Origin of the sequence: Martinezella dioscoreae (genome assembly GCF_009176305.1) — a bacterium.
Classification (GTDB): domain Bacteria; phylum Pseudomonadota; class Alphaproteobacteria; order Rhizobiales; family Rhizobiaceae; genus Rhizobium; species Rhizobium dioscoreae.
This window is the reverse complement of sequence record NZ_BLAJ01000002.1, coordinates 109,444-134,839: the sequence shown is the minus strand read 5'-3', so window position 1 is coordinate 134,839 and position 25,396 is coordinate 109,444. Positions and strand designations below refer to the sequence as shown.

Here is a 25,396-nt window from a genome sequence, read left to right as displayed (position 1 = left end):
GCTATTCCTTGATTCCGCCTTGGGTCAGGCCTTCGATGATGTGTCGTTGGAAGAAGAGCACCAAAATGATTAGCGGTATGGTGACGACAGCCGATGCGGCGGCGATGTCTCCCCAGGGCACATAATATTGGTTGGTGAAATTGGCGATGCCGACCGGGATCGTCTGGCTGTCGCTGTCCGAAGTGAAAGCCAATGCAAACAGGAATTCGTTCCAGGCGGTGATGAAGGCGAGCAGGCCTGTCGTGACCAGGCTCGGCAGCGACATTGGCAGGATGATATGCCATAGCAAGCCAACCGGGCCGACACCGTCCATACGGGCTGCCTCGTCGATCTCGCGCGGCAGCGTCTCGAAATAGCCAAACAGCACCCAGGTTACGAGCGGTAGTCCGAGCGCGAGATAGGTGATGATCAACGCCGTATAGGTATCGAGCAGTCCGAGATCGGAGGCGATGAGATAGAGAGGTCCGACCAGTGCGATCTGGGGAAACATCGATACCGAAAGGATGACCGTCAGGATGCCGAAGCGTCCTTTCACGTCGAGGCGCGATAGTGAAAAGGCAGCAAGCGAACCGACGATCAGGCAAAGGGCGGTGGTCGCCAGCGAAACGACGAGCGAATTCAGCACATAGTGATGCAGGCCTTTTTCGACGAAGGCGTTGTAGTAGTGCTCCAGCGTGAACGGGTTCGGTATGAGCGAGGGCGTGCCTTCAGTCAGGGCCTTGTCGAGCTGGAGCGATGTCGAAAACTGCCAGATGAACGGGCCGGCGGACCAGATGAGGATGAACAGCGCGCCAAGATAGATGGCGATGTTTTGAAGGACTGAGCGCTCTGCGTTCATGTCGTCCTCCTGATCTGGCGCACGAGGAAGACGCAGAAGCCTATGGCGATCAGACCTTCCGTGATGAACATGGCGGTCGAGACTGCAGAGCCGTAGCCGAACTGAAGCGTCGAAAAGAGTACCTTGTAGGACAGCGTCGAAAGCGTCTCGGTGGAATCGGCCGGGCCGCCGCCCGTCAGCACATAGACGAGGTCGAAAACGCGAAAGGCATCGAGCGCACGGAAGAGACCGGCAATCAGCAGCGTCGGCATCAGGAGCGGCAGGCGAATATGCCAGAAGATCGTCCAGGCTCCCGCCCCATCAATGCGTGCCGCCTCGATCAGCGATTTCGGAACGGTTTGCAGTCCCGTCAGCAAAAGAAGCGCCATGAATGGCGTGGTCTTCCAAACATCGGCAAGGATGATCGTCGTCAGCGCCGTGTCGGGTGAGCCGTACCAGTTGACGTTCTGGTCGATCAATCCTGCATGCAGAAGGATGAAATTGATGATGCCGTGCTGACCGTCGAAGAGCCAGCCGAACATTTTCGACGTCACGACGGTCGGCATGGCCCAGGGCACGAGCATGGCGGCGCGGACCATGCCCCGGCCGGCGAAGGTCTCGCAAAGGATCAGTGCCATTGCCAGGCCGATGAAGGTTTCGAGCAACGTCGAGATCAGGGTAAACCAGATCGTGTGCCACCAGGCATTCCAGAACGGCGGATCGGCCAGCAGCTGCACATAGTTGGCGATACCGACGAAATCATTGTCCTGTGTGATCAGCGAGCGGTTGGTGAAGGACAGATAGACGCCGTTGACGATCGGATAGAAGGATACCGATGCGAGCGAAAGAAATGCCGGCAGCAGCAACAGCCAGGGCCAGAGGGCGCTTGACAGCGCCCTCGACTTACCTGGAGTTGGCTCGGAAACGGCAACCGTCATCGTCACAGCCATTTCAGCCGACGATCTTGTTGATCTGGGCGGCGGCTGCCTGAAGCTCGGCCTTGACGTTGCCGCTGACCAGCGCCTTGGAGATGCTGGACTGCAATGCCAGCGTCACCTTGGCATATTGCGGCGTGATCGGCCGCGGCGTGGCTCCGGTGAAGACGTTCTGGAGACTTGCCATGAACGGCTGCTCGGCCTTGAGCTTCGCATCCTGGAAGATGGCAGGCCGCGAGGGCGCAAGACCGAAATTAAGGGCAAGCCGGGTCTGGGTTTCGGGTGAAGACATCCAGGTCAGGAATTCGATCGCTGCTTCCCGCTTCTTGGAGTTGGCATTGACGCCCAGCTGGTAGCCGCCAAGGCAGGCCGAGCTCCTGCCGCCGGCAAAATGCGGCAGCGGCGCGACAGCCACCTTGTCGACGACATGCGAGGCCTTCGGATCCTGCGCGATCGGATAGACATAGGACCAGTTGCGCATGAACATCGCCTCACCAGACGTAAACGGCTGGCGAGAGGGCTCTTCGTCCCAGGAGAGCACGTTCTGAGGACTGATCTTCGTCTTGTTGATGGCGTCATACAGGAACTGGATCGCGGCAACGGCGGCATCGTCGCCGATGACGGAAGATTTTCCATCTGCGGACAGGATGGAGCCGCCGTTGGATGCGATGATTTCCACGGCGTCACAGACCAGAACCTCGGCTTGCTTGCCCTGCCAGAGATAACCGAATTTGGCGTCGCCGGCTTTTTGCGCCTCTGCCGCCACCGTCGCCATGTCGGCCCAGGTTTCTGGCACCTTGCCACCATGCTTTTCCACCAGATCCTTGCGATAGTAGAACATGCCGGAATCGACGAACCATGGCAGCGCTGTCAACTTGCCGCCATAGGTGCAGGCAGCCACTGTGCCGGGGAAATAATCGGCACGCTTGTCTTTCGGGAAATACTCGTCAAGCGGCAGCGCCCAGCCGGCGGATGCAAAACCCGCGATCCAGATAACGTCCTGGCTGAAAACATCGGGCGTTCCGTTGCGGCGGGCGAGCTGCTGGACGAGGCCCTGATAGACTTCCGTCGACGAGCTTGGCGGCGGCAGTTCGATGAATTTGACGGTAATGCGGTTTTGCGACTCGTTGAACGTCTTGACGAGGTCGCCGAGGCCTTCCTTGCCAAAGAAGCTGGCGCTGGCAAAGCTGATTTCCGTCCGATCAGCGGCACGCGCCGGGCGGATGCCAAGGCTTGTAGCAACTCCAAGCGTTGCCGTACCGATGGCGGCGCCGGCGGCACCCAACAGCAGCTGACGACGATCAAGCATTATCGATTGTCCGGCACTCGTGGAGTAAGCCGGCGTCTTCTTGATATCTGTCATGTTTCCCTCCCAGGAAGACTGGCGACCTCCAAACCTCCACGCCAGTATTCGCATATGTTTTATAAAAATTTATCGCGCGTCAAGAAATAAGATGCTTTAAATCAACCTGGGAGTCATCGTTCGGACGCGCCGAAGCGCGACGAACAGATGCGGTAGATCAGGGAGGATTGGGTAATATGGCTGGTAATTCAAAAGCTAAGCTCGGCATTGGCGTCATCGGCTGCGGTAACATCTCGATGACGTATCTGCGCAATGCAGCGCTGTTTGCCGGTGTCGAATTGCGCGTCTGCGCCGATATATCCGCCGATGTCGCCGCGCTGCGTGCCCGGGAATATGGTATTCGCGCGCTCAGCGTCGACCAATTGCTGGCCGATCCCGAAGTCGATCTCGTGCTGAACCTCACTGTTCCCGCTGTCCATTTCGACGTCACGATGTCGGCCCTGTCTGCCGGCAAGCACGTCTTCACGGAGAAGCCGCTGGCAACGTCGGCGGCCGATGGACGGGTTCTCGTGGCGGAGGCCAAGCGGCGCGGATTGCAGCTGGGGTCGGCGCCCGATACGTTCCTCGGCGCTGCAGGCCGCCGAGCGCGGCGCCTGATGGATGAGGGCGCGATCGGCCGGCCGGTCAGTGGCACTGCCTTCATGATGGGGCGCGGCATGGAGCACTGGCACCCCAATCCGCAATTCTACTATCAGCCGGGCGGCGGCCCGGTCTTCGACATGGGCCCCTATTATCTGACGATGATGGTGAACCTGCTTGGTCCGGTCGTGCGGGTCATGGCAATGGCGACGAAGGGCCAGGAAGAACGCCTGATCACCGCCGACGGCCCGTTCAAGAATACGCACTTCAAGGTCGGCACTCCCACAAACATCCTGTCGCTTCTGGAATTCCAATCCGGCGCGACCGTGAATTTCGGCGCCTCCTGGGACGTGTTTCGCCACTCCAACCATCCAATCGAGCTGCACGGCACCGAAGGTTCGCTCCGTTTGCCCGATCCGGACACGTTCGGCGGAACGGTGTCGCTATCCGAGCGGGGCGCCGATTGGTATGATTTCGAAAGCGACGGCGAGCTTTACGGCGCGAGGAACTGGCCATTCAATGCACCGGATCGGGCGAATTACCGCATGCTCGGTGTCGCCGACCTTGCGCGAGCGCTTGAGGAGGGTAGGCCTCCCCGCGCGTCGGGAGAGCTCGCCCTTCATGTCCTCGAGATCATGGAGGCCATTCTCCAGTCGGGGGAAAGCCGGCAGTCGGTCAGCATCGGCGCGCAATTCACTCCGTCACCGCGTCTTGACGAAGACGAAGCACGCAGCCTTCTCGCCTGATCGCTGCAGAGAGGGGATAATCCAATGGAAAAGCTGGATGAAAGCGCGCTGCGCGTTCTTGCTCTCACCAGTCGGTCGAGCAGTCGGCCATTCGAAACCGGCACACCTCAGCAGGCGCGTATCGACTATGATGCGAATTGTCCGACGCTCCAGGGCGCAAGAGAGGTGGTCGCTTCGCTGGAGGATCGCGGGATTGCCGGCCCGAGCGGTCCGATCGCCTTGCGCATCTATCGCGGCATCGGTGCGCCTCTGAAGCATGGCCCGGGCCTCGTCTATTTGCATGGCGGCGGCTGGGTGATCGGCAATCTCGAATCGCACGACGAAATCTGCCGATGGTTCGCCAATACTGCCAAATGCACTGTCATCTGCCCCGACTACCGGCTAGCGCCAGAACACAAATTTCCCGCCGGAGTGACCGATTGCGCTGCGACTTTGGCATTCGTGGTGAAATCGGCGGCAGACCTCGGCATCGATCCTGGGCGGATCGCCGTTGCTGGCGACAGTGCCGGCGGCAATCTTGCTGCCGTGCTGGCATTGATGTCACGCAATAGCGATGCCCCGCCGCTTGCGGCGCAACTGCTCATCTATCCCAATACGGACGCCGCCCAGACGGCCGACAGCTATCGCTGTTATGCCGAAGGCTTCGGCTTGACTGCCTCGACAATGAGATGGTTTCGCGATCACTACGTTCGCACTGTAGCCGATATAGCAGACTGGAGGGTTTCGCCGCTACAAGCCGAGACCTTGGCCGGAGTGGCACCGGCCTTCATCGCCACCGCCGGACACGATATTCTGGTCGACGAAGGCATCGCCTATGCCGGGCGATTGCGGGAAGAAGGGGTGCGCATGGTACATCGCCATTGGCCGGGGCAGATCCACGGCTTCGTGTCGATGGGGAGATATGTGGCGGAGGCTCGGCGGGCAGTGGAGGAGGCCGTCGCGGCGTGGCGTGGCTTCGAAGCGGTCTTGATTTAGATGAAAAGCAAGTGCCGCCTTAGGCCGACTGCCGCATGACCAGCGTTCCATCCAGGCTGACCTTGCGCGCGATCGACTGGGTGGGCACGTCCGTATCTCCAAGCAGCATCAGAAGCGTGCTGACGCTGCTTGCCGTCATCGCGGCGAAGTCCTGAGCCATCGTCGTCAGCGGCGGGCAGGTATAGCGGCTCAAGGGATGGTCGTCATGGGCCGCGATGCGCAGATTGTCGCCCTTTTTGCGCCCGATTTTCAGCCCGTGCGCGAAGGCGGCTGCCATCACGCCGAAGGCGAGGCGATCATTCGCGCAAAGGATGGTTTTGCGCGGAAGAGACTTTGCGCGGAGCAGGCCATCCATCTGCTCGTATCCGATGCGTTCGAACTCCCAGGTGTAAGTAACACTGGTGCTGATGACCAGCGGCTCGCAGCCTGCGGCTTCCATGGTGGCGATATAGCTCGCCAGCCTTTCGGGTGAGTTGTGATTGACATGCGGAATGTCGAGATAGGCCGGCGCCTCTCCGGATCGGCAAAGATATTCCACGATCGTTGCGACGCTCTGGTAATTGTCGTTGCCGATGAAGGGCGTATTTCCTTCGATATAAGTGTCGAAATAGACGATGGGCAGGTTCTGCGCGAGTTTTTCAAAGGTGCGCGGATCGGATTTCTTCCCCAATGGTGCGACAAGCGCACCGGCTACCTTCAAGGACAGCATTGTGTTGACCGCTTCGCCTTCCAGTTCGGGTAAGCCGTGCGACGAGAACACGATCGGCCAGTAACCCTCGTTGCGCAGGCGCAATTCCAGGCGATTGACCATTTCTGCATAGAAGGGATCGGTAAGGGCGGGAACCAGGATGCCGATATTGCGGGTTCTCTTGCGATTGAGGTTCCGCGCATAAAGATTAGGCTGATAATCCGACGAACGAAGCGCCGCCTCGATCAGCGCGCGGGTTGCCGGTTTTACACTGGTCGGATCGTCGAAATACTTGGAAAGGGTAGGGCGGGAGACACCGCAGGACTTCGCGAAATCCTCCATCGTCTTATGCGTCAATTTTTCCATCTAAAGTCGACCATTGTTCCAGCTGCCGTCGCTACGAATGCCTTATGCGCATACGTGGAAAGCAGCGCAACCAGAGACGTAAAATCCCGACAAGTTCTTTTGCGCTTTGTGTTGCAATAAAAGGTAGCGCGCGAAAATTTATTATTTACGCGTTAAAATTCAAGTTACAGCATGAGTGGTCCGAGCGGGAATGGAGCGCATCATACGAAATCCCCTGTTGGGATCCTTCATCAACGCTCATGCGAATGGCGACAAGCTGCGCCGATGAGTAGTTACGACGACATTCGAACCACAGCCGCATAGTCAGCTTTTGATATTGGCGCGTGTGAAGCGGGAATGGGTAAAGCCGGAGGCGCATGAACGGCGCGGTGGCCGTTGACATGCATATCCTCTTGCAAATGGTAATTTCGGGCTGCTCTTCGTGATCGCCGCGAACCGGGCGGGGGACCCGCCGTTTTTCTATCGGCGTTGCCTTGATGGATGTCGCGCGTTTCTGCTGACGCAAATTTGTTACCGAATCCGCGCGACAAGCCGGCGCAAGCTTTCAAATCCCCGACCCGTCGAGTTGCTGGGCGTTGTCGCCTTCCCAAGGTGAAGGCATTGAGGTGCGATTGAGATTGGCCGAGGGCATCGGCATCCAGCATTTTAGTTCCGGCTCGGCATATTCGATGATGTGCCCGGGTGAAGAATCGGAGGCGCGCCAGCCTTCCGTACCAAATTGATCGCCATTCGACCAATATGCGAGGTCAACTTCTGCAGGCCCCTGTTCTGACGGGCGGATCGTGACAAGGATCCGACTGCCGTCTTTCGGAGCGCTTGCCATGTGCCGCCAGCGGTCTGGCTCATCCATCACTCTTCCTCCTGCCTTGCTTTGGGTTGCAAGTGTCGCCTCGCCATCGAAAACGGTCAACTCAAACTTTGGGCGATCCTCCGTCGTTTCAAATGTTTGCGGCTGCATATATTTCGGAAGGAAGCATGTACTGCGATACGTCGGGGTTCTTTTGGGGCATCCAGCGCTCCGGAACTTGCGAGATCCGCCAACGCATTCCGGAGCACTTGTATAATCAGGGAGAAGCAGGCGATCGTCTCGCAGAACGAGATGATTGCCTGCGGTACTGGTGGGAACGGCTCCGAGATCTTAGGACAGCGGAGCTTCAGCCTTGCATCTCTTTTTCCCACCAGCCGCGGGTGTTCACGTCCGCGGCGTCAGCGAGCGCTTCCAGCTCTGCAATGTCGTCGCCGGTGAGGCTGATGCTGCCGGCTCGGACGAGACTATCGACATGATCGGATTTGGTGACGCCGATGATCGGCGTTGTGCCCTTGGCGATCGCCCACGCTATCGCGACATCGGGAGCGGCCGCATCCTGCTTCTGGCCGATCGAGACGAGCATGTCCGTCAGCGCCTTTAGCTGAGGCAGCATGCCATTGTAAGCAGCCGCCCGGCTGCTTCCTTTTGGCAGTGGGTTCTCCGGACTGTAATTGCCAGTCAGGGCGCCCTGTTCAAGCACCATATAGGCGAAGAACGGGATACCCTGATTGCGGCAGTAGTCCAGGATGCCAGCTTGCTCGGAGCTGCGGTAGAGGAGACTATAGTGGTTCTGGATGGCTTCAACCCGGAACCCGGCTTCTCCGAGGATCCGGTTGGCGAGCTCGATTTCGCTCAGGTTGTGATTCGAGACACCGACATGTTTGACCTTTCCGCTCTTCAGCAGCGGTATCAGGTGCGGAGTCCACCGCGCCACATCGGCTGGATTGTGAATCCAGTAGAGGTCGATGTAGTCGGTGCCGAGGCGCGCCAGACTCTGCTCCAGCATGTCCGCCACCGGATCATCACCGGTCCCTGCCGCTTGCGGGGTGAACTTCGTGGAGAGCTGATAGCCGCTGCGGGCGTAGCGTTTGAGTATCTCCCCAAGTAGGGTTTCTGAGCGGCCCATGCCGTATACCATGGCGGTATCCCACAGGGTGAATCCGCTCGCATGCGCCTTTTCCGCGACCTCTTCGAGGCCAGCCTGAGTAAGGCGGCTGCCAAAGTAACCGTCGCCGGTCTCGCCGCTGTCGCCCCACGCCCAGGTCCCCAATGCGACCGTGGGGGCTTTCAGATAATCCATCGTCATGTTTGCTCCGTCCTTGTTCTGCAGCCTGGTTCGCTGCGACCCAGGTGCTGCGGACACTATGATGTGTAGCGACGCCGAGCCGTTAGCCTTATGCGCCGGAATTACTGCCCAATCCTCCAGAAGCCGCACGGTTTCGCCTTGCTGCCCTCCTGCTCGCATGCAATGGTCAGGCTCATGGAAACACTGACCAAAATCTCTGCAGTAATTGCCCGGCACGCCTCGAAGGATGGCTTCCACGCCACCCCCATCGAACGGATGACGCTTGCTCGATCCTCCACGGTGACGATGCCGATGCCGAACGTATATCGGCCGCAACTGTGCCTTGTCGCACAGGGGCAAAAAGAGGTTACTCTGGGTGACCGCGTGTTCAGATATGCGCCGGGCCGCTATGGGATTGTGACTTACGATCTGCCGGCAACGGGCCAGGTGGTCGAGGCGACGCCTGACAGGCCCTATCTCTGCCTGTTCCTTGATTTCGATCCAGTTATGCTGGGGCAGCTGGCGTTGCATGTGCCGCCACCGCCGGGAGCGCCCGCTCGGCCCACAGGCAAGACGGTGTCCGACGCCGGCGCCAATCTGCTCGATGCGGTGCTGCGCCTGCTGCTTCTGCTCGACGAACCGGCAGCATTGCCCGTACTCGGGCCGTTGACCGAGCAGGAAATTCTCTATCGCCTGCTCGCCGGCCCGGATGGTGCCAGGATGCGCCAGATCACCTCGAGCCAGGGGCGGGTGGCGCAAGTTGGCCGCGCCATTGCGTGGATCGGGCAGAACTTCCGGGAACGGTTCAGCATCGAGCGGCTTGCTGCGGAAGTCGGCATGAGTCCGTCGAGCCTGCACGAGCATTTTCGCGCCGTGACGGCGATGACGCCGCTGCAATTCCAGAAGCAGCTAAGGCTCCAGGACGCGCGCAGCCTGATGCTGGTCCAGGACATCGACGTCACGACCGCCGCCTTCCGCGTGGGTTACGAAAGCCCGTCGCAGTTCACTCGCGAATATCGGCGCCACTTTGGAGAACCGCCGGCGCGTGACATAGCTCGCCTGCGCGCCTCGCCGCGCTTGGTAGGGGTAGCTTGAATTCAGCTTTCCGGGCATTGACGGTCAGTCCAAATATAGCGCCCGTCGAAGATGCGGGCCGAATGCGAATGTGCCTATGGAGCAAGGCCGCGGCCCATCCAGCTCCTGATCCCCTCGGGCTGGACCCTGAGATTTCATGCGGACTTCATAACCGCTTTTCGATGGAGAGTATTCGGGGGCTTTTATCGGGATGACCATATTCGGGCTTAGATCCCAGATTTGATGTCGGCCACCATCGCCTGCCAGCCACGCGCGACAGCTCCGGCGCATGCATCTTCGATGCGATCAAGCATAGCATGTAGCGCCTCGCGCTCACGAACCGACAAGCTTTCGAGAATACGTGCTTCCATCGCCTGACCGATGGACACGATCTCCTCGAGCACCTTGTAGCCCTCGGGTGTGAGTTCGATCGCCGAGAATCGGCGATCACCGGCACCGGCATTGCGCCGGGCAAAGCCTAGCGAGACCAATTGCGCAATGCCGCGGCTTACTGCGAATTGATCGAGCGCTCCGGCATGGCAGATTTCCTTGCTCGAAAGCCCCGGGCGGCTGCCGGCGATGGCGAGAATTCGCCATGACGCCTGGGACAGGCCATATCGTGGCCCGTAATAGGATGCGAGCAACTCAGCGGTGCTGCTTGCCACCAGAAACATGCGGTAGGGCACCCAGCGATCGAGCCGAAAGGCTGGCTTCACCGCCGTACCATCCTCGCGTTCCTCCGTCGCCCTATTATCGGTTTTATCGTTTTTTAATTGCATATTGCAGATATATTCCAGCGAAGTTCCGAAAACAAGCCGCGGATGATCGCGGCGGATGTCAAGCGAGCAGCAGCCTGTCTTCGGCAATTTCGCCGCCGCTTACCGCTCCAAACAGCGCAATCAGGTCCGGCACATCGTAACCAGCCCGTTCATCCCCTGCGACGTCAAGCACGATGCGTCCCCCGCTCATCATGATGGTGCGCTGGCCATAATCGAGAGCATGGCGCATACTGTGCGTGACCATCAGTGTGGTGAGACGCTGACGCTCGCTAATTTCCGCCGAAAGTGCCAGGATGCGCGACGCCGCCTTAGGATCGAGCGCTGCCGTATGTTCGTCGAGAAGAAGTAGTTTCATGGGCAGCAATGTCGCCATCAACAGGCTTACCGCCTGCCGCTGGCCGCCGGAAAGGGTGCCAATCCCCGCCTTAAGCTTCGTTTCAAGTCCGAGGCCAAGGCTGGCAAGCTGTTCTTCAAACCGCGCGCGCCCAATCCGTCCACCAAGCGCAAGGGACAGTCCGCGCCGTCCGGCGCGCGCGGAAGCAAGCGCAAGATTTTCCTCAACGGTCAGAGCCTCACAGGTTCCGATGCGCGGATCCTGGAATACGCGGCCGATAAATCGCGCCCGTGCCTGGGTCGGCAACCGCGTAACGTCGACGCCGTCGATGACGATCCGGCCCCGATCGGGCGAAGTAGCGCCGGCAATGGCCGAAAGGAGTGTCGACTTCCCGGCACCATTGCTGCCGATCACCGTTACGAACTGCCCCTTGGGGATGGCCAGCGATACGCCACGCAGTGCAGCCACTTCGAGAGCTGTCCCCGGGTTGAAGGTGACCGATATCGCGTCGAGATTCAGCATCATGAGGTCGCTCTTTCTGCTTTCGATGGCTCAGGCAGCCGGCTACGCCTGATGGAGGGCAGCTTCTTCAGCCGCGTTTTCGAAATCATCACGGCGACGGCGACGACCAATGCTGTTACCAGATTGAGATCCTGTGCCTGGATCCCGATCACGCCGCCGTCGAGCGCCAGCGCAATGACCAGCCGGTAGATCAATGCACCGAGGATACAGCCGAACGTGGCTCGCGCGACCGATCCTGCGCCGACGACCGTTTCGCCGATAATGACGGCGGCAAGACCGGTGACGATCGTGCCGATACCCATTGAGACATCGGCAACGCCCTGGCTTTCGGCATAAAGCGCCCCGGCAAGCCCGACGAGGCCGTTAGCGAGGGCCATACCGAGCATGACCATGCGGCCATTATCGACAGCCTGTGCCTCGGCCATCCTCGGGCTGGCGCCGGTTGCACGTAAGGCCAGTCCCATTTGCGTGGCAAGGAACCAGTCTACGAACATCTTTGCGGCCAATACGATGCAGAGGAGCAATACCGTATTGGCCCAGACCCCGAGCGCTGCGATCCCGTCGATCCAGGAAAAGATGGTATCGGTCCCATAAAGCGAAACATTCGGCTTACCCATGACGCGCAGATTGATCGAGAACAATGCGACCATGGTCAGGATCCCTGCAAGCAGGTTCATGATCTTCAGCCGGACCGACAGGAATGCTGTGACGAAGCCTGCAGAAGCGCCCGCGGCAAATCCGAGGAATGTCGCAACAATGGGCGGCACGCCGGCCATGATCGTCGACGCTGCAACCGACGCACCGAGCGGGAAACTGCCGTCGACAGTTAGATCCGGAAAATCGAGCACTCGGAACGAGAGATAGACGCCAAGGGCAACGAGGGCAAACAGCAGGCCTGCTTCGCAGGCACCGGAAAGGGCAATCAGGCTCATTGGTCGATCACCTTCGCTGCGCTCTGTGTCATCGCCTCGGAGAGAGTGACGCCCATCTTCTTGGCCGAGGCGAGATTGAGGTAGAGATCCTCGCTGTCCAGTGTTCCGACTGGGATGTCGCCCGGCTTTGCGCCGTTCAGGACCTTGGCGGCAATCTCGCCCGTGAGCCGTCCCAGCTTGTAATAATTGAATCCGAGTGCAGCCATCGCACCCCGTTCGACTGAATTGGTGTCGCTGGCGTAGACCGGAATCTTCGCGTCGACGCCGACCTTGACCACGCTTTCCACGGCCGAGACCACCGTGCTGTCGGTCGGCAGGAGGATTACATCGGCCTTGCCAACGAGACTGCGGGCAGCGTCCGGCACCGCGGCCGACTGAGCCGCCGTCGCCTCGACGATACTCATACCGATCTTCGCCGCCTCGGTCTTCATCTCAGCCACTTGCGCGACGGAATTGGCCTCGCCGGCATTATAGAGGACGCCGATCTTCGTTGCCGTCGGCGTCAGTTTATGGATCAATTCGAAGGTCAGGTTCAGAGGCTGCTTGTCACTGGTTCCAGTCAGCGTGCCGTCCGGTTGAGCGAAGCTTTTGACCAACTTTGCGGCAACAGGATCCGTCACGGCCGAGAACACGATCGGGATCGCTCCTTTGGCTGCGGCCTGGCAGGCCTGGGCCGACGGTGTGGAGATGGCGACGATCACGTCGGGCGATTTGCCGGCAAATGTCTTGGCGATCTGCGTCTGCGTCGGCATGCTCCCTTGAGCGCTTGCAATGTCGAGTGTGACGGTCTTGCCGTCGATGAAGCCGGCATCGGCCAGTGCATCGACAATCCCTTTGCGGGCCGCGTCGATGGCCGGATGCTCGACAATATAGGTTAGCGCCACTGTCTTGTTTGCCGCGGTGGTGACCGTGGCGGAGAAAGACAGGAGCAGGGCCGAGAGGGCCAGTGCGTGTACGAAAGCGGTTTTGCGTTTCACCGGAGCAATCTCCTCGTAAGGGTTTTGGCAATGACGGGTCAGGCGGCAAATGGTGACTGTGGGCGCGGAGACATGGGTTCGCGAGCGGAAACCTGCTCGGGCCGCAATAGCATCGGGGGAAGGCGAAGCGTGGAAGGTCGAAGATCAGCAATGGTGGGCGCACCCATCATTGCCTGAGCGACGTCGAGTTCGGCGGCGATGATGGCAAGGGCTCTGAACGCGGCATCCTCGCCGCCACTCGCCAGAGCATAGAGCGTCGCACGTCCGATCTGCACGGCCGTTGCTCCAAGTGCCAGCGCCTTGGCAACATCGGTGCCGCTGCGAAAGCCGCTGTCGATCAGGATTGCGAGCTTGCCCCCGACAGCGCTGACGAATTCCGGCAGGATGTCGATACTTGCGACGGCTCCATCGAGTTGCCGTCCGCCGTGATTGCTGACGACGATACCGTCAAGCCCGAGCTCGGTTGCCCGGCTGCCCTGCCTCGGATTGAGCAATCCCTTGAGGATCAGCGGTCCCTTCCAGCGATCCCGTATGAAGGCGATGTCGTCCCAGGACACGGTTGGGTCGAGCTGCTGTTCCATCACCTCAGCAATCGTTCCCGCGGATTTGAGATCGAACTCGGCTTCCATGACTTCCAGACGCGGAGCGCCGGCCTTGGCCATCCGCAAGGCCCATCCAGGATGAGCCGCAAGGCTCAGGAGCTTCCTGGGTGTCCAGCGGAACGGCAGCGAAAAGCCATTGCGGGCATCGCGCAACCGTCTGCCGGGAATGGCGTTGTCGACTGTTATCTCGATTGCTTCGAAGCCCAGTGCTTCGGCCTGTTTCAGCAGCCTGAGGCTCACCTCGCGGTCTCGGAACAGGTAGAGCTGAAACCACTTCCTGCCTTCGCCGGCGGCTGCCACTGCTTCCATGGTCGCGCTGGCCGCTGAGCTCATGACAAAGGGGATTCCCGCTCGCGCGGCAGCCCGGGCCAACGCCTGGTCGCCCGCAGGCCATGCCGCGCCTGCCAGCCCGGTCGGTCCGATGATGACTGGCATTGAGAGAGGCTCGCCGAAGAGCGAGATGGCCGCCGAGCGGTGGCCAACATCGACGGGTGCAGAGCCGACGAGACGAATCCGATCCAACGCTGCCCGGTTTTCGCACAGCGTGAGTTCCGAGCCGGCGCCTCCGTCGAAGAAGTCAAAGACCATTTTCGGCAATGCGCGCCTTGCGGCGTTTCTGAAATCGGCGATCGATGCCGGGCCATGCGGATTGGACATAAATTCTCATTACCTCCCTGGTTTATGTATCTCGCTCAATTGAAAGGCGGTGCCTCGGCGAGATTGAAGATCTTGCCTGGATTCATGATGTTGTGAGGATCGATGGCGCGTTTGATTGCGGCCATGACCCGGATGGCTGGACCATGCTCCGCGACAAGCGCTGCTATTTTGCCGTGGCCTATCCCGTGTTCGCCCGTCGATGTTCCCTGAAGGGTGATGGCGCGGTCCGCGAGACGTTTGGTCAGTGCCTCGACGCGCTGACACTCATCGGGATCGGCGGGATCGAAAAGGACGCAAAGATGGAAATTGCCGTCTCCCACATGGCCGCAGATCGGTGCGACAAGGCCAAGATCCCGCACGTCATCCTTGGCGGCAAGTATGGCCTCGACAAGCCGCGATACCGGCACGCAGCTATCCGTGGGAAGGGCGCTTGCGCCCGGGCGGAGCGCAAGATTGGCCCACCAGATATCATGGCGCGCTTGCCACAGCCTGCCTCTGGCTTCCGCCGATACGGCGGTATCAAACCGACTGGCACCGGCGGCATGTGCCTCCTCCTCGATGAACGGCAAGGCCGCCTCGACCGCTCCGCGGCTACCATGCAGTTCGATAAAAAGCGTTGGCTCGACCGGCAAGGAGAGTTTTGAATAACGATTGACGGCCTCGACCTGCAGTTCATCCAGCAGTTCGATGCGTGCCAAGGTGTCTGTGAGCCTGGTCGCGACAAGCACGAAGCCGACGGCCTGTTCCAGTGTGGAGAAACTCGCCGAAATCGCAACGACATGGTCTGGAATTGGATGCAGCTTGACGGTGACGTCGGTCACGATGCCGAGCGTGCCTTCCGATCCCACCCAGAGACGTGTCAGATCGTAGCCCGCAGCCGATTTGCGAGCATGGCTCGCGGTGCGGATCCGATCACCATTGGGCAGAACGACACCAAGCGAAATGACGTTGTCTTTCATCGTGCCATACCGCATGGCATTCGTACCGGAGGCGCGCGTCGAGGCCATCCCCCCAAGTGAGGCGTCAGCGCCGGGATCGACGGGAAAGAACAGTCCGGTGTCGCGCAATTCGGCGTTGAGGCGTTTGCGGGTTACGCCTGCCTCGACCGTCGCTGTCATGTCGTCCGGTCGAATCGTCAAAATCCGGTCCAGCCGGGAGAGATCGATACATATTCCGCCCATGAGGGCGGCAACATGTCCCTCGCAGGAGGTGCCGGTTCCAAACGGGATCACCGGCACGTCGAAGGCGTGGCAGGTCGCCACGATACGCGATACCTCATCTGCCGTATCAGGGAAAACGACCGCGTCCGGCGGATAGGAGGGATGCCAGCTCACGTCATGGCCATGTTGATCACGCACAGCCGTAGCCGTTGTCAGCCGATCGCCAAAATGCAGCTTCAGTTTCGCGATTGCCGCCTCGACCAGATCGCCGTGGCGCCCGTAGTGCTTCACCGCGGTCGTCATCCTCCGGCCTCCTGCTGGCTATCGGACCATCGAAAGGCGGCCGGAGGCTTGGTCCCCCATGACGGGAGATTTTCCTCACTGCGGTTGCGCAGATGGCGGCTCGCCATCGGAAACGTACCGAGCACGACAAGCTCGCGAGCATGGCGGGCGAGAGTATCGAGCGCATCGGCCACCTCCGGTGCAGCCGGATCACCTTCGAACTCGCAGAGGAAGCGGGACGGCACGAATTGTCCGCCGACGAGGTAGCTTTCGATCTTGGTCATGTTTATGGCGTTTTCGGCAAATCCGGCAATGGCGTGGTAGAGGCAGCCCGGCCGGTTCTGTGTGCGGAACACAATCGTCGTCAGAAGCTGTGTTTTTTGCTCGATCGCCTGAGGTTCGGCGGACAGCACGTAGAACCGCGTCGTATTATGCGGATCGTCTTCGACATTGCGTTTGAGGATATCCAATCCGTAGAGGTCGGCTGCAAGATCCGAGGCAATTGCTGCTTCGCTCGGATCCTCGCAAGAGGCCACCAGCTCGGCGGCGTGGGATGTCGTCGGAGCGGCGATAGCCTCAAGATCGAGCGCTGCGATAAGCCGGCTGACCTGGCCAAGCGCCACTGGATGCGAACGCACGCGTCTGATGCTTGCAAGTGATGCGCCTGGCGGTGCCATGAGGCAATGTTCGACGCGTTGAAAATGCTCGCCGACGATATGCAAACCACTGTCGGGCACGATTCTGTGCACATCCGGCACGCGTCCAACCAGGCTGTTTTCGCATGGCAGGAGGATCCGGTCGACTTCACCGCGGACGGTGCTGGCGATCGTGGTCTCCAAGCTCGGCATGGCGATGCGATCCGCGGACGGGAACGCCATCCTGCAGGCGACATCTGCAAATGCGCCGGGCCGACCATTATAGCCGACTTTATGGACTGTGGTCTCCGAGCCGAGTTTCCTGGCGCCCGGAACCAATGAACTGGCATCGAAAGGGGCTCCGGCGGGAGGGGCCGTGGCTCCACGGTTTGCGGCGGTCGATGTCATAGACGATCTCCGAAGGAATTGTGCACGCCAGGTCACGTTGCGGGCGGATTTGTCCGGTCCCGCGTCAAGCGCCTGTCATCGTTCATCCATGATTAATTCGCGGTCGGCAGCTTTGTCGTTTCCATCACTGTCATCGGCCAAAGCAGGGCGATGCCGTTGCCGTCGGAAACGATGTCAAGATGGCGTTCCGCTGCAACAAGGCAGTCGTCGTCGGTGAAGATCTCGGTTGCCGAGAACAGCAATCGCAGGAAATGTCCGAGACTTGCCTTGGTGTCGAAGCGCCAGCGGGTGGTGACATCGGTAAATTGAGGCTTGTCCCATCCGGTCAGAGCGCACAGGCTCGTTGCAAATTCCCGCGAAAGGAAAGAGACTTCGTGGCCGGTACAGCAGCTTTGTGCGATGAAATCGTCGAAATAGGCGGCAAGCCGCGTTCCGGCGAAGATGTCAGCAATCACCAGCTTGCCGCCGGGCCGCATGTGGGCTGCTATCGCCTTCCAGGCAGCGGTCTTGTCGGAAATATGGTGCACGGCGCCGCGCGACCAGGCCATGTCAAAATCGCGGATCGGCAGGTCGAGCATGTGCGCAGCCTGACCGAAGACCCTGATCCGGCCGCCGCTTTCGACTTCTAGATCCTCAAGTTGTTCGGTGGACGGATCGGTCGCGACCAATAAGCCGGCAGGGCCGACATCTTCGGCAATCGCCCGGCTGAAATGACCGTTGCCGGCGCCGATCTCTAAGACGTGCCGGCCGTAGATCGGCTGCAGGAAGCGGCGCATGGCAGCGACATCGTCAAGCCAGGCATCGGGAAAGAGATGAAGTGCATCGCGGTAGGTCGCCGAGCGGCGGCCGGAGAAGACGATGTCAGATTCAATCGGTGTCGAGGACATATACATGAACATATGCCTTCCAAAATTGTTGCGGTTCGGACATCTCCCTAGATTCTCGTTTTGCGGGCAATCGCGATGCGATTTACCTCTTATGATTAAAACTACAACATAGATTTGATAGGAAATCAATTGCTATTTGCAAGTAATTTAGACATGCATAAGCTTTGTGCAATCGATCTTATTGGAGGCAACTTTAGCGGAGCCAATAGCCGATCTGAGGGATGTTCTTGATGGGTATCCGCATCTTCCGATTATCGGATCGGTCGTTAAACAGCTCTCAAGCTGTGACCGCAACACACCAGCCCTTCACAAATTGCCAGGAGTATTAAGTCTCGCCGGAAGTACTTCAATCGCCGGGACTGCGGGCGAACACGGATAGGATGCCGATTGCAGAACCGGTGATTGATTGTTGCGCCTCAAGCATTGAGCACCAGTATATTGCCAAGAAGGATCGTCGCGCCGCCGAAGGCAAGACGGGTATCGATGTGCAGGCCTTCGAAGATGACCGAGATGGTTATGGCGACAATCGGAACAACGGTCAGCGCATAGGCCGCCCGTGCGGGGCCGACCTTCTCGATGAGCGTAAAATACATAAGAAACGTGACGCAGGAGGCAATAATTGCCAGATAGGCGAGTTGCGCCAGATAGCCGACGGTGACAGGTATCGTGAGAGACGTGCCGACAACGACCGCCCAGGCGACGCCGAAACCGCATCCGCACAATGCTCCCCAACCCATGAGCACCGGGATCGGCAAGCCGCGCCGCTGGTTGCGCGCAGCAATTGCGGTCCCCGCACCTGTCGCCATCGCCGCAACGCCTGCCCAGATGAAACCAGTCACGGTCTGCGGGTCGAGATGCAATGCGAAGATCTGTGGGGCGGCGACGATGCCAAGACCCAGGAGACCAAAAACTATGCCAATCGTCGCGCGGCGGCTGATCCGGAGATTCAGCAGTAAACGGCTGGCGATGGCGGCAAACAGCGAGGAACTCGATAGCACCAGGGCAGCAATCCCGCTCGGGATACCCTTGGTCGCCTTATAAAAGGCGATAAATGCAAGCCCGAAAAACAATATGCCTTGCATCATCACCCAAAGACGATCGCTGCGGGCTATCGTGATCGGTTTGCCGGTGGCGATCGAAAATCCGAGCATGCTCAATCCAACAAGGAACATGCGGATCGCTACCGACAGCTCGGGAGCAGAAGCGCCTGCCTGGAGAGATGTCACAATCGCGCCCGAACCCCAGAAAAGCACGGTCGCGAGAAAGAGGGCTGCGGTCATCCTCACATCCTTTGTGGCTAAATGGTAATCCAGGCAGTCGACTCGCCTCGTGGAATACGCAGGCATAGGCATAATGTCGGTTATTTAGTTGCAAAATGCAATTATTATTTAATTCGCGTTCGCGTCGCCGCTGCGGCTCCTGCGTCCACGATGGCAAACGGCGATTATCGGAAATCTCGGGCTTCGAAGGTGAGATTCAGTAATTTTCACTTTCGGCCTGAGGCTGCGATATAGCTTGTGACAGGCGGGGAACAACAGGGCGGCGAGCGCGACGCGGGTTCGGGCACCAGTCATTGTTGATCACACGGAAATCCGAATAGCCTTTTGTTTCCACGTGGTGCGAAATCGAATAACATCTCCGTTATCGAAAATGGTCAAAGAGAGCATTAGGGATGTCTATGCAGCCGATCGATAAAGCGTTCACAAGGACGGTTGCCTTAGGCATTCTGATTATTGTTCCCGCCGTTTTCTTTGCTTCCTGCTCGACGGTCGGCGGAACCGGCGGCCAATCCAGGTCGGTAACCGCGAGCAGATCGACAGATCGCGACAAAGACAAAGCGGCCGAACGTCGGCGATGGGCGGAGAGGGTTGAACGAGATAATCAGCTAGCTCCAAGCGGGTCGGCACCGGGTTCCTATGGCTCTTCCCGTCCTCTCTTCACTTGGTGAGCGATAGATTGGCAAACTGCCCCGGTCTCAGGTTTTAGGGAACGGGTCCGCCGCCAGCCGGAGCCACAATCGATCTGCTTGCCGGCAAGATCTTCGACTTGGAAGAGATGATAGTCGTTTCCAGTCTCTGTCCTGGTTTGTGGTCGGCGGACCTTTGCATTGCCTGGATATGGCATACGTCGTTATCCAGCATGCTCCGGAGGCGCTCGCAACGCCGCTTTCGGGAGACCTATGATCCAATCGGGCAGATCATCAGACAAGCGCATTCCTGGGAAAGCCTGCCGCCAGGCAGTCGATGAACCTGCGAACGGCCGGAGGAAGACCACGGCGCGTGGTGAATACGAGGTGGACAAGGCCCTTTATGCCATGCCAGGCGGGAAGGACCCGTACGAGCTTCCCTTCTTCCAGCGCCTGTCTGCATGTGTGATCGGGGAGAAGAGCGACGCCCAGACCCGCAAGTGCGGCTGCCCTCACGGCCGTAAAGTCCGCACAGCCCATTCTCGGCTCGTGCCTGAGCGTATGGCTTCGGCCATCGTCCGTCTCGAGAAACCAGTTCACTTCGCCCTGATCATCCGTGGTCGAGAGGGTAGGTTCGCTCGCCAAAGCTTCTATGTCTGCAATGCGGCCGGCAAGTTGCGGGCTTGCGACCAGGATACGGATCGAGTTGCCTAGCGAGCGCATCGTCAAGGAGGCATCGCCGTCCAACGACGTTCGGACGCGCAATGCGACGTCGATCCGCTCGTCTATAAGATCGACCGGACGGTCGATCGCGATGAGTTGCAGCTGCACTTTTGGATGCTGCGCCAGGAATTGCATTAGGAGGGGAGAGATCGGTTCGACCAACCCTGTCGGGCAACTCATTCGGATCAGACCATGCGGCTCTGATTTTGCCTCTGCAACGAGCGCCTCTGCACGCTCGGCTTCCGCCAGCATTGCCTTGCAGCGCTCGTAGAAGGATTGACCTACATCGGTCACCCGAAAGCGACGGCTTGACCGTTCGATCAGTCGCACGCCGAGCCTTTCCTCGAGCCCCGCTATCCGTCGGCTAAGCTTCGACTTCGGCTCGCGCAAAGCGCGCCCCGCGGCTGCGAACCCGCCGTGGGCGACGACCTCGGCAAAATAGATCAGATCATTCAAATCAGATCTCATCATCGTTCTCCATTTGGAACGATGAGTATCAAATTTGCTGGCTGTTTGCAGCATCGTTCCGCTGGCATGTTCAATTCAACGGCAATGCCGCAACAAAGGAGCATGATAGTGAGTAAGAAATTCGAAAACAAAGTCGTGATCGTAACGGGTGGCACGAGCGGTATTGGTCTTGCAACGGCAAAGGCTTTCTCGATGGAAGGTGCCTCCGTGTTCATCACCGGCCGCCGCAAGGAAGCACTCGATGCCGCCCTCCAAAAGATCGGTGGCCGTGTCACGGGCGTACAGGCCGACATGAGCAAGCTCGTCGATATCGACCGTCTGTACGACGCAGTTCAACAGAAGCACTCGCATATCGATGTGGTTTTCGCGAATGCCGGGAGCGGCGAGATGTTACCTCTCGGGGCGATTACCGAAGAACACTACCAGAAGACATTCGATACCAACGTCAAGGGCACCTTGTTCACCGTTCAAAAGGCGCTCCCGCTCCTGCGTGATGGTGGCTCGATCGTTCTCACTTCGTCGACGACGAGCATTTCCGGCACGCCTGCCTTCAGCGTCTACTCGGCAACCAAGGCTGCCGTGCGCAACTTCGCCCGTAACTGGATCCTCGATCTCAAGGATCGCCGTATTCGCGTCAATGCAGTTAGTCCTGGCGTGACCGATACGGCCGGTCTCAACGAACTTTTCGGCAACGGTGAAAGCGCGGAGAACACGAAGAATTATCTTGCGAGCCTCATTCCTGCCGGCCGCGTCGGGCAACCGGAAGAGATCGCCAAGGCCGTGCTGTTCCTGGCCTCCGACGATGCCAGCTTCATCAATGGCGTCGAACTCTTCGTCGATGGTGGCCACGTCCAGATCTAAGCCGCCATATCAGGGAGAATGACCATGGCAGACATCGCAACGCTGCTCGATCGGAATCTGCAGGGCATCTTTGGGGAGGGCGACGACGTCCTTCGCCGGAAAGTGGCGGAGGAAATCCTTCACGAAGACGCGATATTCATCGAACCGCACGGGATCTACCGCGGCCGCGACGAGATCGTCCGCATTGCCGGAGCCATCCGCGCCATGCATCCGACATTTGCATACACGACAATCGCCGCAGCGGACGTTCTCCATGATCAGGCCGGGCGGGTGCAATGGGTGGCCGGTGCGCCCGGCGAAGAACCTGCATATGCAGGTACGGACTTCATCATTGCCAAGGACGGCAAGATCGCAGCGATCTATCTTTTCTTCGATGGGAATCCAGATCCGACCAGCCCACCTATCGGGGCCTGAGGGGTCTCAATGCACAAGGAACGATCGCCGTACTCGATTCAATGGGCGCCGGTTCGGATCCCACGGCGTGCGGAGATTTGCCACTTTCGTGAAAAAACTTGCTAGGTTCAGGATCCGAAGAAGCGGCCTTTCGGCGACCGGAAGCCGAGCTTTTCGGAGATCTCGTGAGCGGCTTTCAAGAGGCTGTCGAGATAGGCGGTGCGGTTGCGCAAGCCATCCTCGCGCGGCGTTACCAGGCAGAGTGTCGCGATGCAGGCGCCGTCGGCTTGATGGATAGGTACGGCGAAGCAATGGGTAAAATTTTCCACTTCGCTATTGAAGGTGAAGTATCCATCTTCGGCGGCTTGACGCACTTGAGCGATGAAATCGGCGGGTTCCAGCCGCCTTCCATTCGGAAGAACGAAATCTTCAGGCGGAATGAAATCCAGGATTTCCCGGTCCGAAAGATGGGCTACAAGCAGGCGCCCCGAGGCGGTCCACGGAATGGCGACGAGCTCGCCCACATTCGAGGATATGCGAAAGGGGCGGATGCCTTCCCGCATCATGGCGACCGTATATTTATTGCCTTCCAGCAGGCACATTTGCGCTGTCTCGCGAGTCTCCTCCGCCAGCACGCCTAGCATGCGGCCGCATTCGCGCATCAAGTCGAATTGTTCGGCATAGGCGGTGCCGAGAAAATAGAGACGGCGGCCGAGAAAGACCCGGCCGTCGCCGCCCTGATAGTCGAGCATGCCATGGCCGAGCAGGAGATTGACGAGTTCGTAAATGGAAGAGCGCGGCGCGCCGATCTCCGTGGCGATCTCGTTCGGACGCATGGGCTGGCGTTTTACCCGCAGAAACTCAAGAATCTCGAAGGCGCGATCCAGGCCCCGCATGCGTCGGGATACAATGTCGTTTGCAGTCTCGGCCATGCTTCTCTCCGAATATTCCCATACCAGCCACAACCGGCATGCTGCGACGCATCAGCACATGGTGCCGGCTATACGGCGTTGGTGCCGTCAGATCTCAGCAAGACGCTGCGATAGCATCCGAGCGTGCGATGACGCAACGCTTGCGCCGAGCTGTTGTTTCCTCTCAATTGAAACTCGAGGTCTTGAGGAATTCGGCAAGCCGCTCCGTCTTCGGACGCGCGAACATGTCCTTCGGATCGCCTTCTTCGCAGATGACGCCCTGGTTCATGAAGATGACGCGCGAGGAGACCTCATAGGCAAAGCGCATTTCATGGGTGACCAGCAGCATCGTCATGCCGTCGGCGGCAAGCCCCTTGATGACTTGAAGAACTTCGCCAACCAGTTCCGGGTCGAGGGCCGACGTCACTTCGTCGAACAGCATCAGCCGAGGCGCCATGGCAATCGCTCGGGCAATCGCAACGCGCTGCTGCTGGCCACCCGAGAGCTGGCCCGGATAATAATTGGCGCGGGCAGCAAGGCCCACGCGCTCGAGCCATTTTTCCGCGACGACGCGTGCATCCGGCTTCGACATCTTCTTCACCTTGACGAGGCCGAGCATCACGTTCTCGGCGGCGGTCATGTGCGGAAAGAGATTGAATTGCTGGAAGGCCATGCCAGTGAGTGCGCGCTGGCGGGCAATCTCCTTCTCGCTCTTGCGGCGGCGGGTGCCGCCGTCGGCGTGATAGCCGATCTCCTCGCCATCGAGGCTGATCTTGCCCGCCTGGAATTCCTCCAGCATGTTGATGCAGCGTAACATCGTCGTCTTGCCGGAACCCGACGAACCGATGATGGAAATGACCTCGCCTTCCTCCACCGTGCAGTCGACGCCCTTGAGAACCTCGTGCTGGCCATAGGTCTTGCGCAGGCCCTGAATGTCTAGAATTGTCTTGCCCATCGGTCCGATCTCCTCAGGACGGCAGTGCGGTCTTGTGCTCGACATATTTGCCGAAGCGCTCGATAGCGAAGTTGACGATGAAATAGAGGCCGCCAGCCAGGAAATAGAACTGGAGGCTCATGAAATTGCGGGAGATGATCTCCTGCGTGCGCAGCAGCAGTTCGGCGACGCCGATGACGGAAAGCAATGTCGATGCCTTGACCATCTCGGCTGCCGTATTCACCCAAGCCGGCAGGCACTGGCGCATCGCTTGCGGCCACAGGACCGAAGTGAAGGTCTGGGTGAAGGTGAGGCCGATCGCCTTGGCCGCCTCCGTCTGACCTTTCGGAATGGCCTGCAGCGCGCCGCGCACGATCTCGCCGACATGCGATGAACAGAAGATCGCCAGGGCAAGAACGCCTGCGGAAAAAGGCCCCAAATCAAGACCTACTGCGGAAGAGACGTAATAGCTTGCCAGCACGAGAACCAGTACGGGCGTACCACGGATGATGTCGGTATAGGCCCGGATCAAAAGGCGCAGAATGGCTCCGCCGTAGACGAGCGCGAGGCCAACGAAGACACCGACGATGGAACCGGCAAGAATGGCAAGAAGGGAAATCGATACCGTCACGCCGAGCCCGTTGATGATGACGTAGCGGGCGATCCAGAGTTGTTCGAGAAAACTATGAGACATCCGGTATTACCTCGGCAAAGCCAGCCTGCGCTCGACGAAACGCATCAGCGCGGCGATGAGGAAGCAGGTTGCTACGTAAATAGCTGATGTGACCATCCAGGTTTCGATGACGCGAAAGCTCTCGACGTTGATCTTGCGGGCAGCGAATGTCAGCTCCGGCACAGCAATGGCGGCTGCAAGCGAGGTATCCTTGAACAGCGAAATGATGGTCGAAGACAGCGACGGAAGCACGTTTCGCAGCATCAGCGGAGCGATGATCGATCCGCGAATCTGCATTGGCGTCAGGCCGATTGCCAGACCCGCCTCTGAAAGACCTTTCGGGATCGACAGCAATCCTGCGCGAAACACTTCAGCAAGATAGGCGCCAGAATAGATGGAAAGGACCAGGACGAAGCTTTTGATCTTGTCCAGCCGAAAGCCCATCTGCGGCAAGGCGAAGAAGGCGAACAGCACCAGCACCAGGATCGGCAGGTTTCGGATCACGGTCACATAGACCTGCGCCGGGATCATGGCTGCGCGGTTTTTCGATGTCAGCGCGAAGGCGAGGATCAGGCCGATTAAGGCGCCAATCAGAATCGATATGATCGCCAGGCCGAGGCTGAGCGCCAGACCGCTCATAAGAAAATCAAAATTGCGCCAGACGGCGGCAAAATTCAGCGTGTAACCCATGTCGGGCCGCCCCTTTCAGACTGGCG

General features: G+C 59.3%; 25 protein-coding genes. 5 read left to right on the top strand and 20 right to left on the bottom strand.

Annotated features, from left to right (window positions below; all coding sequences use genetic code 11):
• Window position 1: 1 nt before the first annotated feature.
• The 3 genes from GDN47_RS07140 to GDN47_RS07130 are packed head-to-tail and all read right to left on the bottom strand — an operon-like array spanning window position 2 to window position 3,115.
• The gene (locus GDN47_RS07140; protein WP_113329177.1) at window positions 2-838 is read right to left on the bottom strand and encodes a carbohydrate ABC transporter permease; all 837 of its coding nucleotides are present in this window, start codon (window positions 836-838) and stop codon (window positions 2-4) included.
• Entirely contained in the window at window positions 835-1,767 is a 933-nt protein-coding gene (locus GDN47_RS07135) for a carbohydrate ABC transporter permease (RefSeq protein ID WP_113329176.1), read from the bottom strand. Before GDN47_RS07135 ends, GDN47_RS07140 begins: the two co-directional genes overlap by 4 nt.
• A gap of 1 nt (window position 1,768) precedes the next feature.
• On the bottom strand, window positions 1,769-3,115 hold the full coding sequence (locus GDN47_RS07130; RefSeq protein ID WP_152092915.1) for an ABC transporter substrate-binding protein: 1,347 nt from the start codon (window positions 3,113-3,115) through the stop codon (window positions 1,769-1,771).
• A gap of 176 nt (window positions 3,116-3,291) precedes the next feature.
• On the opposite strand from GDN47_RS07130, the gene GDN47_RS07125 reads away from it, so the two are divergent.
• Together GDN47_RS07125 and GDN47_RS07120 are read left to right on the top strand one after the other, a co-directional pair.
• Window positions 3,292-4,440 (top strand): Gfo/Idh/MocA family protein, encoded by a 1,149-nt coding sequence (locus GDN47_RS07125; protein ID WP_152092914.1) that lies wholly within the window; start codon window positions 3,292-3,294, stop codon window positions 4,438-4,440.
• Between the two features lie 24 nt (window positions 4,441-4,464).
• On the top strand, window positions 4,465-5,415 hold the full coding sequence (locus GDN47_RS07120; protein WP_152092913.1) for an alpha/beta hydrolase: 951 nt from the start codon (window positions 4,465-4,467) through the stop codon (window positions 5,413-5,415).
• A 19-nt stretch (window positions 5,416-5,434) separates the two neighbouring features.
• Here GDN47_RS07120 and GDN47_RS07115 read toward each other — a convergent pair whose 3' ends face one another.
• From GDN47_RS07115 to GDN47_RS07105, 3 genes are all read right to left on the bottom strand, one after another.
• The gene (locus tag GDN47_RS07115) at window positions 5,435-6,469 is read right to left on the bottom strand and encodes a LacI family DNA-binding transcriptional regulator (RefSeq protein WP_152092912.1); all 1,035 of its coding nucleotides are present in this window, start codon (window positions 6,467-6,469) and stop codon (window positions 5,435-5,437) included.
• Window positions 6,470-7,013: 544 nt separating this feature from the next.
• Window positions 7,014-7,319, bottom strand: a complete 306-nt coding sequence (locus GDN47_RS07110) for a hypothetical protein (RefSeq protein WP_069610414.1) — start codon at window positions 7,317-7,319, stop codon at window positions 7,014-7,016.
• A 304-nt stretch (window positions 7,320-7,623) separates the two neighbouring features.
• Window positions 7,624-8,583, bottom strand: a complete 960-nt coding sequence (locus GDN47_RS07105; protein WP_152092911.1) for an aldo/keto reductase — start codon at window positions 8,581-8,583, stop codon at window positions 7,624-7,626.
• Window positions 8,584-8,757: 174 nt separating this feature from the next.
• Between GDN47_RS07105 and GDN47_RS07100 the strand changes: the two genes are divergently transcribed.
• On the top strand, window positions 8,758-9,657 hold the full coding sequence (locus tag GDN47_RS07100; protein WP_145319924.1) for an AraC family transcriptional regulator: 900 nt from the start codon (window positions 8,758-8,760) through the stop codon (window positions 9,655-9,657).
• Window positions 9,658-9,863: 206 nt separating this feature from the next.
• On the opposite strand, the gene GDN47_RS07095 is transcribed toward GDN47_RS07100, so the two are convergent.
• The 10 genes from GDN47_RS07095 to GDN47_RS07050 form a co-directional block, all read right to left on the bottom strand.
• A complete protein-coding gene (locus GDN47_RS07095; protein ID WP_233789794.1) occupies window positions 9,864-10,352 on the bottom strand; it encodes a MarR family winged helix-turn-helix transcriptional regulator in 489 nt (162 codons plus the stop codon).
• A 121-nt stretch (window positions 10,353-10,473) separates the two neighbouring features.
• The gene (locus GDN47_RS07090) at window positions 10,474-11,271 is read right to left on the bottom strand and encodes an ABC transporter ATP-binding protein (RefSeq protein ID WP_162746304.1); all 798 of its coding nucleotides are present in this window, start codon (window positions 11,269-11,271) and stop codon (window positions 10,474-10,476) included.
• Complete coding sequence (locus tag GDN47_RS07085) at window positions 11,271-12,203, bottom strand: ABC transporter permease (RefSeq protein WP_152092910.1); 933 nt, start codon at window positions 12,201-12,203, stop codon at window positions 11,271-11,273. The genes GDN47_RS07090 and GDN47_RS07085 overlap by 1 nt, the downstream gene beginning before the upstream one ends.
• Window positions 12,200-13,180 (bottom strand): ABC transporter substrate-binding protein, encoded by a 981-nt coding sequence (locus GDN47_RS07080; protein ID WP_197044203.1) that lies wholly within the window; start codon window positions 13,178-13,180, stop codon window positions 12,200-12,202. The genes GDN47_RS07085 and GDN47_RS07080 overlap by 4 nt, the downstream gene beginning before the upstream one ends.
• A 38-nt stretch (window positions 13,181-13,218) precedes the next feature.
• Window positions 13,219-14,439, bottom strand: coding sequence for an alpha-hydroxy acid oxidase (locus GDN47_RS07075; RefSeq protein WP_152092909.1), 1,221 nt, complete (start codon window positions 14,437-14,439; stop codon window positions 13,219-13,221).
• Window positions 14,440-14,474: 35 nt separating this feature from the next.
• Entirely contained in the window at window positions 14,475-15,902 is a 1,428-nt protein-coding gene (locus GDN47_RS07070) for an FAD-binding oxidoreductase (protein WP_152092908.1), read from the bottom strand.
• Window positions 15,899-16,924, bottom strand: a complete 1,026-nt coding sequence (locus GDN47_RS07065) for a prephenate dehydratase domain-containing protein (protein ID WP_152092907.1) — start codon at window positions 16,922-16,924, stop codon at window positions 15,899-15,901. Before GDN47_RS07065 ends, GDN47_RS07070 begins: the two co-directional genes overlap by 4 nt.
• A gap of 92 nt (window positions 16,925-17,016) precedes the next feature.
• On the bottom strand, window positions 17,017-17,817 hold the full coding sequence (locus tag GDN47_RS07060) for a class I SAM-dependent methyltransferase (RefSeq protein WP_233789792.1): 801 nt from the start codon (window positions 17,815-17,817) through the stop codon (window positions 17,017-17,019).
• Between the two features lie 410 nt (window positions 17,818-18,227).
• Window positions 18,228-19,091 carry a DMT family transporter gene (locus GDN47_RS07055; RefSeq protein ID WP_113351012.1) on the bottom strand — a complete coding sequence of 288 codons (864 nt, stop codon included), beginning with the start codon at window positions 19,089-19,091 and terminating at the stop codon, window positions 18,228-18,230.
• A gap of 920 nt (window positions 19,092-20,011) precedes the next feature.
• On the bottom strand, window positions 20,012-20,911 hold the full coding sequence (locus GDN47_RS07050) for a LysR substrate-binding domain-containing protein (RefSeq protein WP_210386759.1): 900 nt from the start codon (window positions 20,909-20,911) through the stop codon (window positions 20,012-20,014).
• Between the two features lie 105 nt (window positions 20,912-21,016).
• On the opposite strand from GDN47_RS07050, the gene GDN47_RS07045 reads away from it, so the two are divergent.
• Together GDN47_RS07045 and GDN47_RS07040 are read left to right on the top strand one after the other, a co-directional pair.
• Entirely contained in the window at window positions 21,017-21,769 is a 753-nt protein-coding gene (locus GDN47_RS07045) for an SDR family NAD(P)-dependent oxidoreductase (protein WP_152092904.1), read from the top strand.
• Between the two features lie 24 nt (window positions 21,770-21,793).
• On the top strand, window positions 21,794-22,183 hold the full coding sequence (locus tag GDN47_RS07040; RefSeq protein ID WP_113351014.1) for a nuclear transport factor 2 family protein: 390 nt from the start codon (window positions 21,794-21,796) through the stop codon (window positions 22,181-22,183).
• 107 nt (window positions 22,184-22,290) lie between these two features.
• Here the strand turns inward: GDN47_RS07040 and GDN47_RS07035 are convergent, their stop codons facing one another.
• The 4 genes from GDN47_RS07035 to GDN47_RS07020 all read right to left on the bottom strand — a co-directional run bounded on the left by GDN47_RS07035 (window position 22,291) and on the right by GDN47_RS07020 (window position 25,370).
• Window positions 22,291-23,094: an IclR family transcriptional regulator gene (locus GDN47_RS07035; protein ID WP_145319946.1), complete on the bottom strand. Its 804-nt coding sequence runs from the start codon at window positions 23,092-23,094 to the stop codon at window positions 22,291-22,293.
• 163 nt (window positions 23,095-23,257) lie between these two features.
• Entirely contained in the window at window positions 23,258-24,028 is a 771-nt protein-coding gene (locus GDN47_RS07030; protein ID WP_152092903.1) for an amino acid ABC transporter ATP-binding protein, read from the bottom strand.
• Between the two features lie 13 nt (window positions 24,029-24,041).
• Window positions 24,042-24,701, bottom strand: a complete 660-nt coding sequence (locus tag GDN47_RS07025; RefSeq protein ID WP_113329156.1) for an amino acid ABC transporter permease — start codon at window positions 24,699-24,701, stop codon at window positions 24,042-24,044.
• A 6-nt stretch (window positions 24,702-24,707) separates the two neighbouring features.
• The gene (locus tag GDN47_RS07020; RefSeq protein WP_113329155.1) at window positions 24,708-25,370 is read right to left on the bottom strand and encodes an amino acid ABC transporter permease; all 663 of its coding nucleotides are present in this window, start codon (window positions 25,368-25,370) and stop codon (window positions 24,708-24,710) included.
• Window positions 25,371-25,396: the final 26 nt, after the last annotated feature.

Excerpts from the sequence above, each read along its gene's own strand:
- GDN47_RS07110 (WP_069610414.1), bottom strand. The coding sequence starts at position 7,319 with ATGGATGAGCCAGACCGCTGGCGGCACATGGCAAGCGCTCCGAAAGAC.
- GDN47_RS07020 (WP_113329155.1), bottom strand. The coding sequence starts at position 25,370 with ATGGGTTACACGCTGAATTTTGCCGCCGTCTGGCGCAATTTTGATTTT.
- GDN47_RS07040 (WP_113351014.1), top strand. The coding sequence starts at position 21,794 with ATGGCAGACATCGCAACGCTGCTCGATCGGAATCTGCAGGGCATCTTT.
- GDN47_RS07125 (WP_152092914.1), top strand. The coding sequence starts at position 3,292 with ATGGCTGGTAATTCAAAAGCTAAGCTCGGCATTGGCGTCATCGGCTGC.
- GDN47_RS07060 (WP_233789792.1), bottom strand. The coding sequence starts at position 17,817 with ATGTATATGTCCTCGACACCGATTGAATCTGACATCGTCTTCTCCGGC.
- GDN47_RS07070 (WP_152092908.1), bottom strand. The coding sequence starts at position 15,902 with ATGACGACCGCGGTGAAGCACTACGGGCGCCACGGCGATCTGGTCGAG.
- GDN47_RS07115 (WP_152092912.1), bottom strand. The coding sequence starts at position 6,469 with ATGGAAAAATTGACGCATAAGACGATGGAGGATTTCGCGAAGTCCTGC.
- GDN47_RS07035 (WP_145319946.1), bottom strand. The coding sequence starts at position 23,094 with ATGGCCGAGACTGCAAACGACATTGTATCCCGACGCATGCGGGGCCTG.
- GDN47_RS07135 (WP_113329176.1), bottom strand. The coding sequence starts at position 1,767 with ATGGCTGTGACGATGACGGTTGCCGTTTCCGAGCCAACTCCAGGTAAG.
- GDN47_RS07120 (WP_152092913.1), top strand. The coding sequence starts at position 4,465 with ATGGAAAAGCTGGATGAAAGCGCGCTGCGCGTTCTTGCTCTCACCAGT.
- GDN47_RS07055 (WP_113351012.1), bottom strand. The coding sequence starts at position 19,091 with ATGACCGCAGCCCTCTTTCTCGCGACCGTGCTTTTCTGGGGTTCGGGC.
- GDN47_RS07025 (WP_113329156.1), bottom strand. The coding sequence starts at position 24,701 with ATGTCTCATAGTTTTCTCGAACAACTCTGGATCGCCCGCTACGTCATC.
- GDN47_RS07105 (WP_152092911.1), bottom strand. The coding sequence starts at position 8,583 with ATGACGATGGATTATCTGAAAGCCCCCACGGTCGCATTGGGGACCTGG.
- GDN47_RS07030 (WP_152092903.1), bottom strand. The coding sequence starts at position 24,028 with ATGGGCAAGACAATTCTAGACATTCAGGGCCTGCGCAAGACCTATGGC.
- GDN47_RS07075 (WP_152092909.1), bottom strand. The coding sequence starts at position 14,439 with ATGTCCAATCCGCATGGCCCGGCATCGATCGCCGATTTCAGAAACGCC.
- GDN47_RS07090 (WP_162746304.1), bottom strand. The coding sequence starts at position 11,271 with ATGCTGAATCTCGACGCGATATCGGTCACCTTCAACCCGGGGACAGCT.
- GDN47_RS07130 (WP_152092915.1), bottom strand. The coding sequence starts at position 3,115 with ATGACAGATATCAAGAAGACGCCGGCTTACTCCACGAGTGCCGGACAA.
- GDN47_RS07140 (WP_113329177.1), bottom strand. The coding sequence starts at position 838 with ATGAACGCAGAGCGCTCAGTCCTTCAAAACATCGCCATCTATCTTGGC.
- GDN47_RS07100 (WP_145319924.1), top strand. The coding sequence starts at position 8,758 with ATGGAAACACTGACCAAAATCTCTGCAGTAATTGCCCGGCACGCCTCG.
- GDN47_RS07065 (WP_152092907.1), bottom strand. The coding sequence starts at position 16,924 with ATGACATCGACCGCCGCAAACCGTGGAGCCACGGCCCCTCCCGCCGGA.
- GDN47_RS07050 (WP_210386759.1), bottom strand. The coding sequence starts at position 20,911 with ATGATGAGATCTGATTTGAATGATCTGATCTATTTTGCCGAGGTCGTC.
- GDN47_RS07085 (WP_152092910.1), bottom strand. The coding sequence starts at position 12,203 with ATGAGCCTGATTGCCCTTTCCGGTGCCTGCGAAGCAGGCCTGCTGTTT.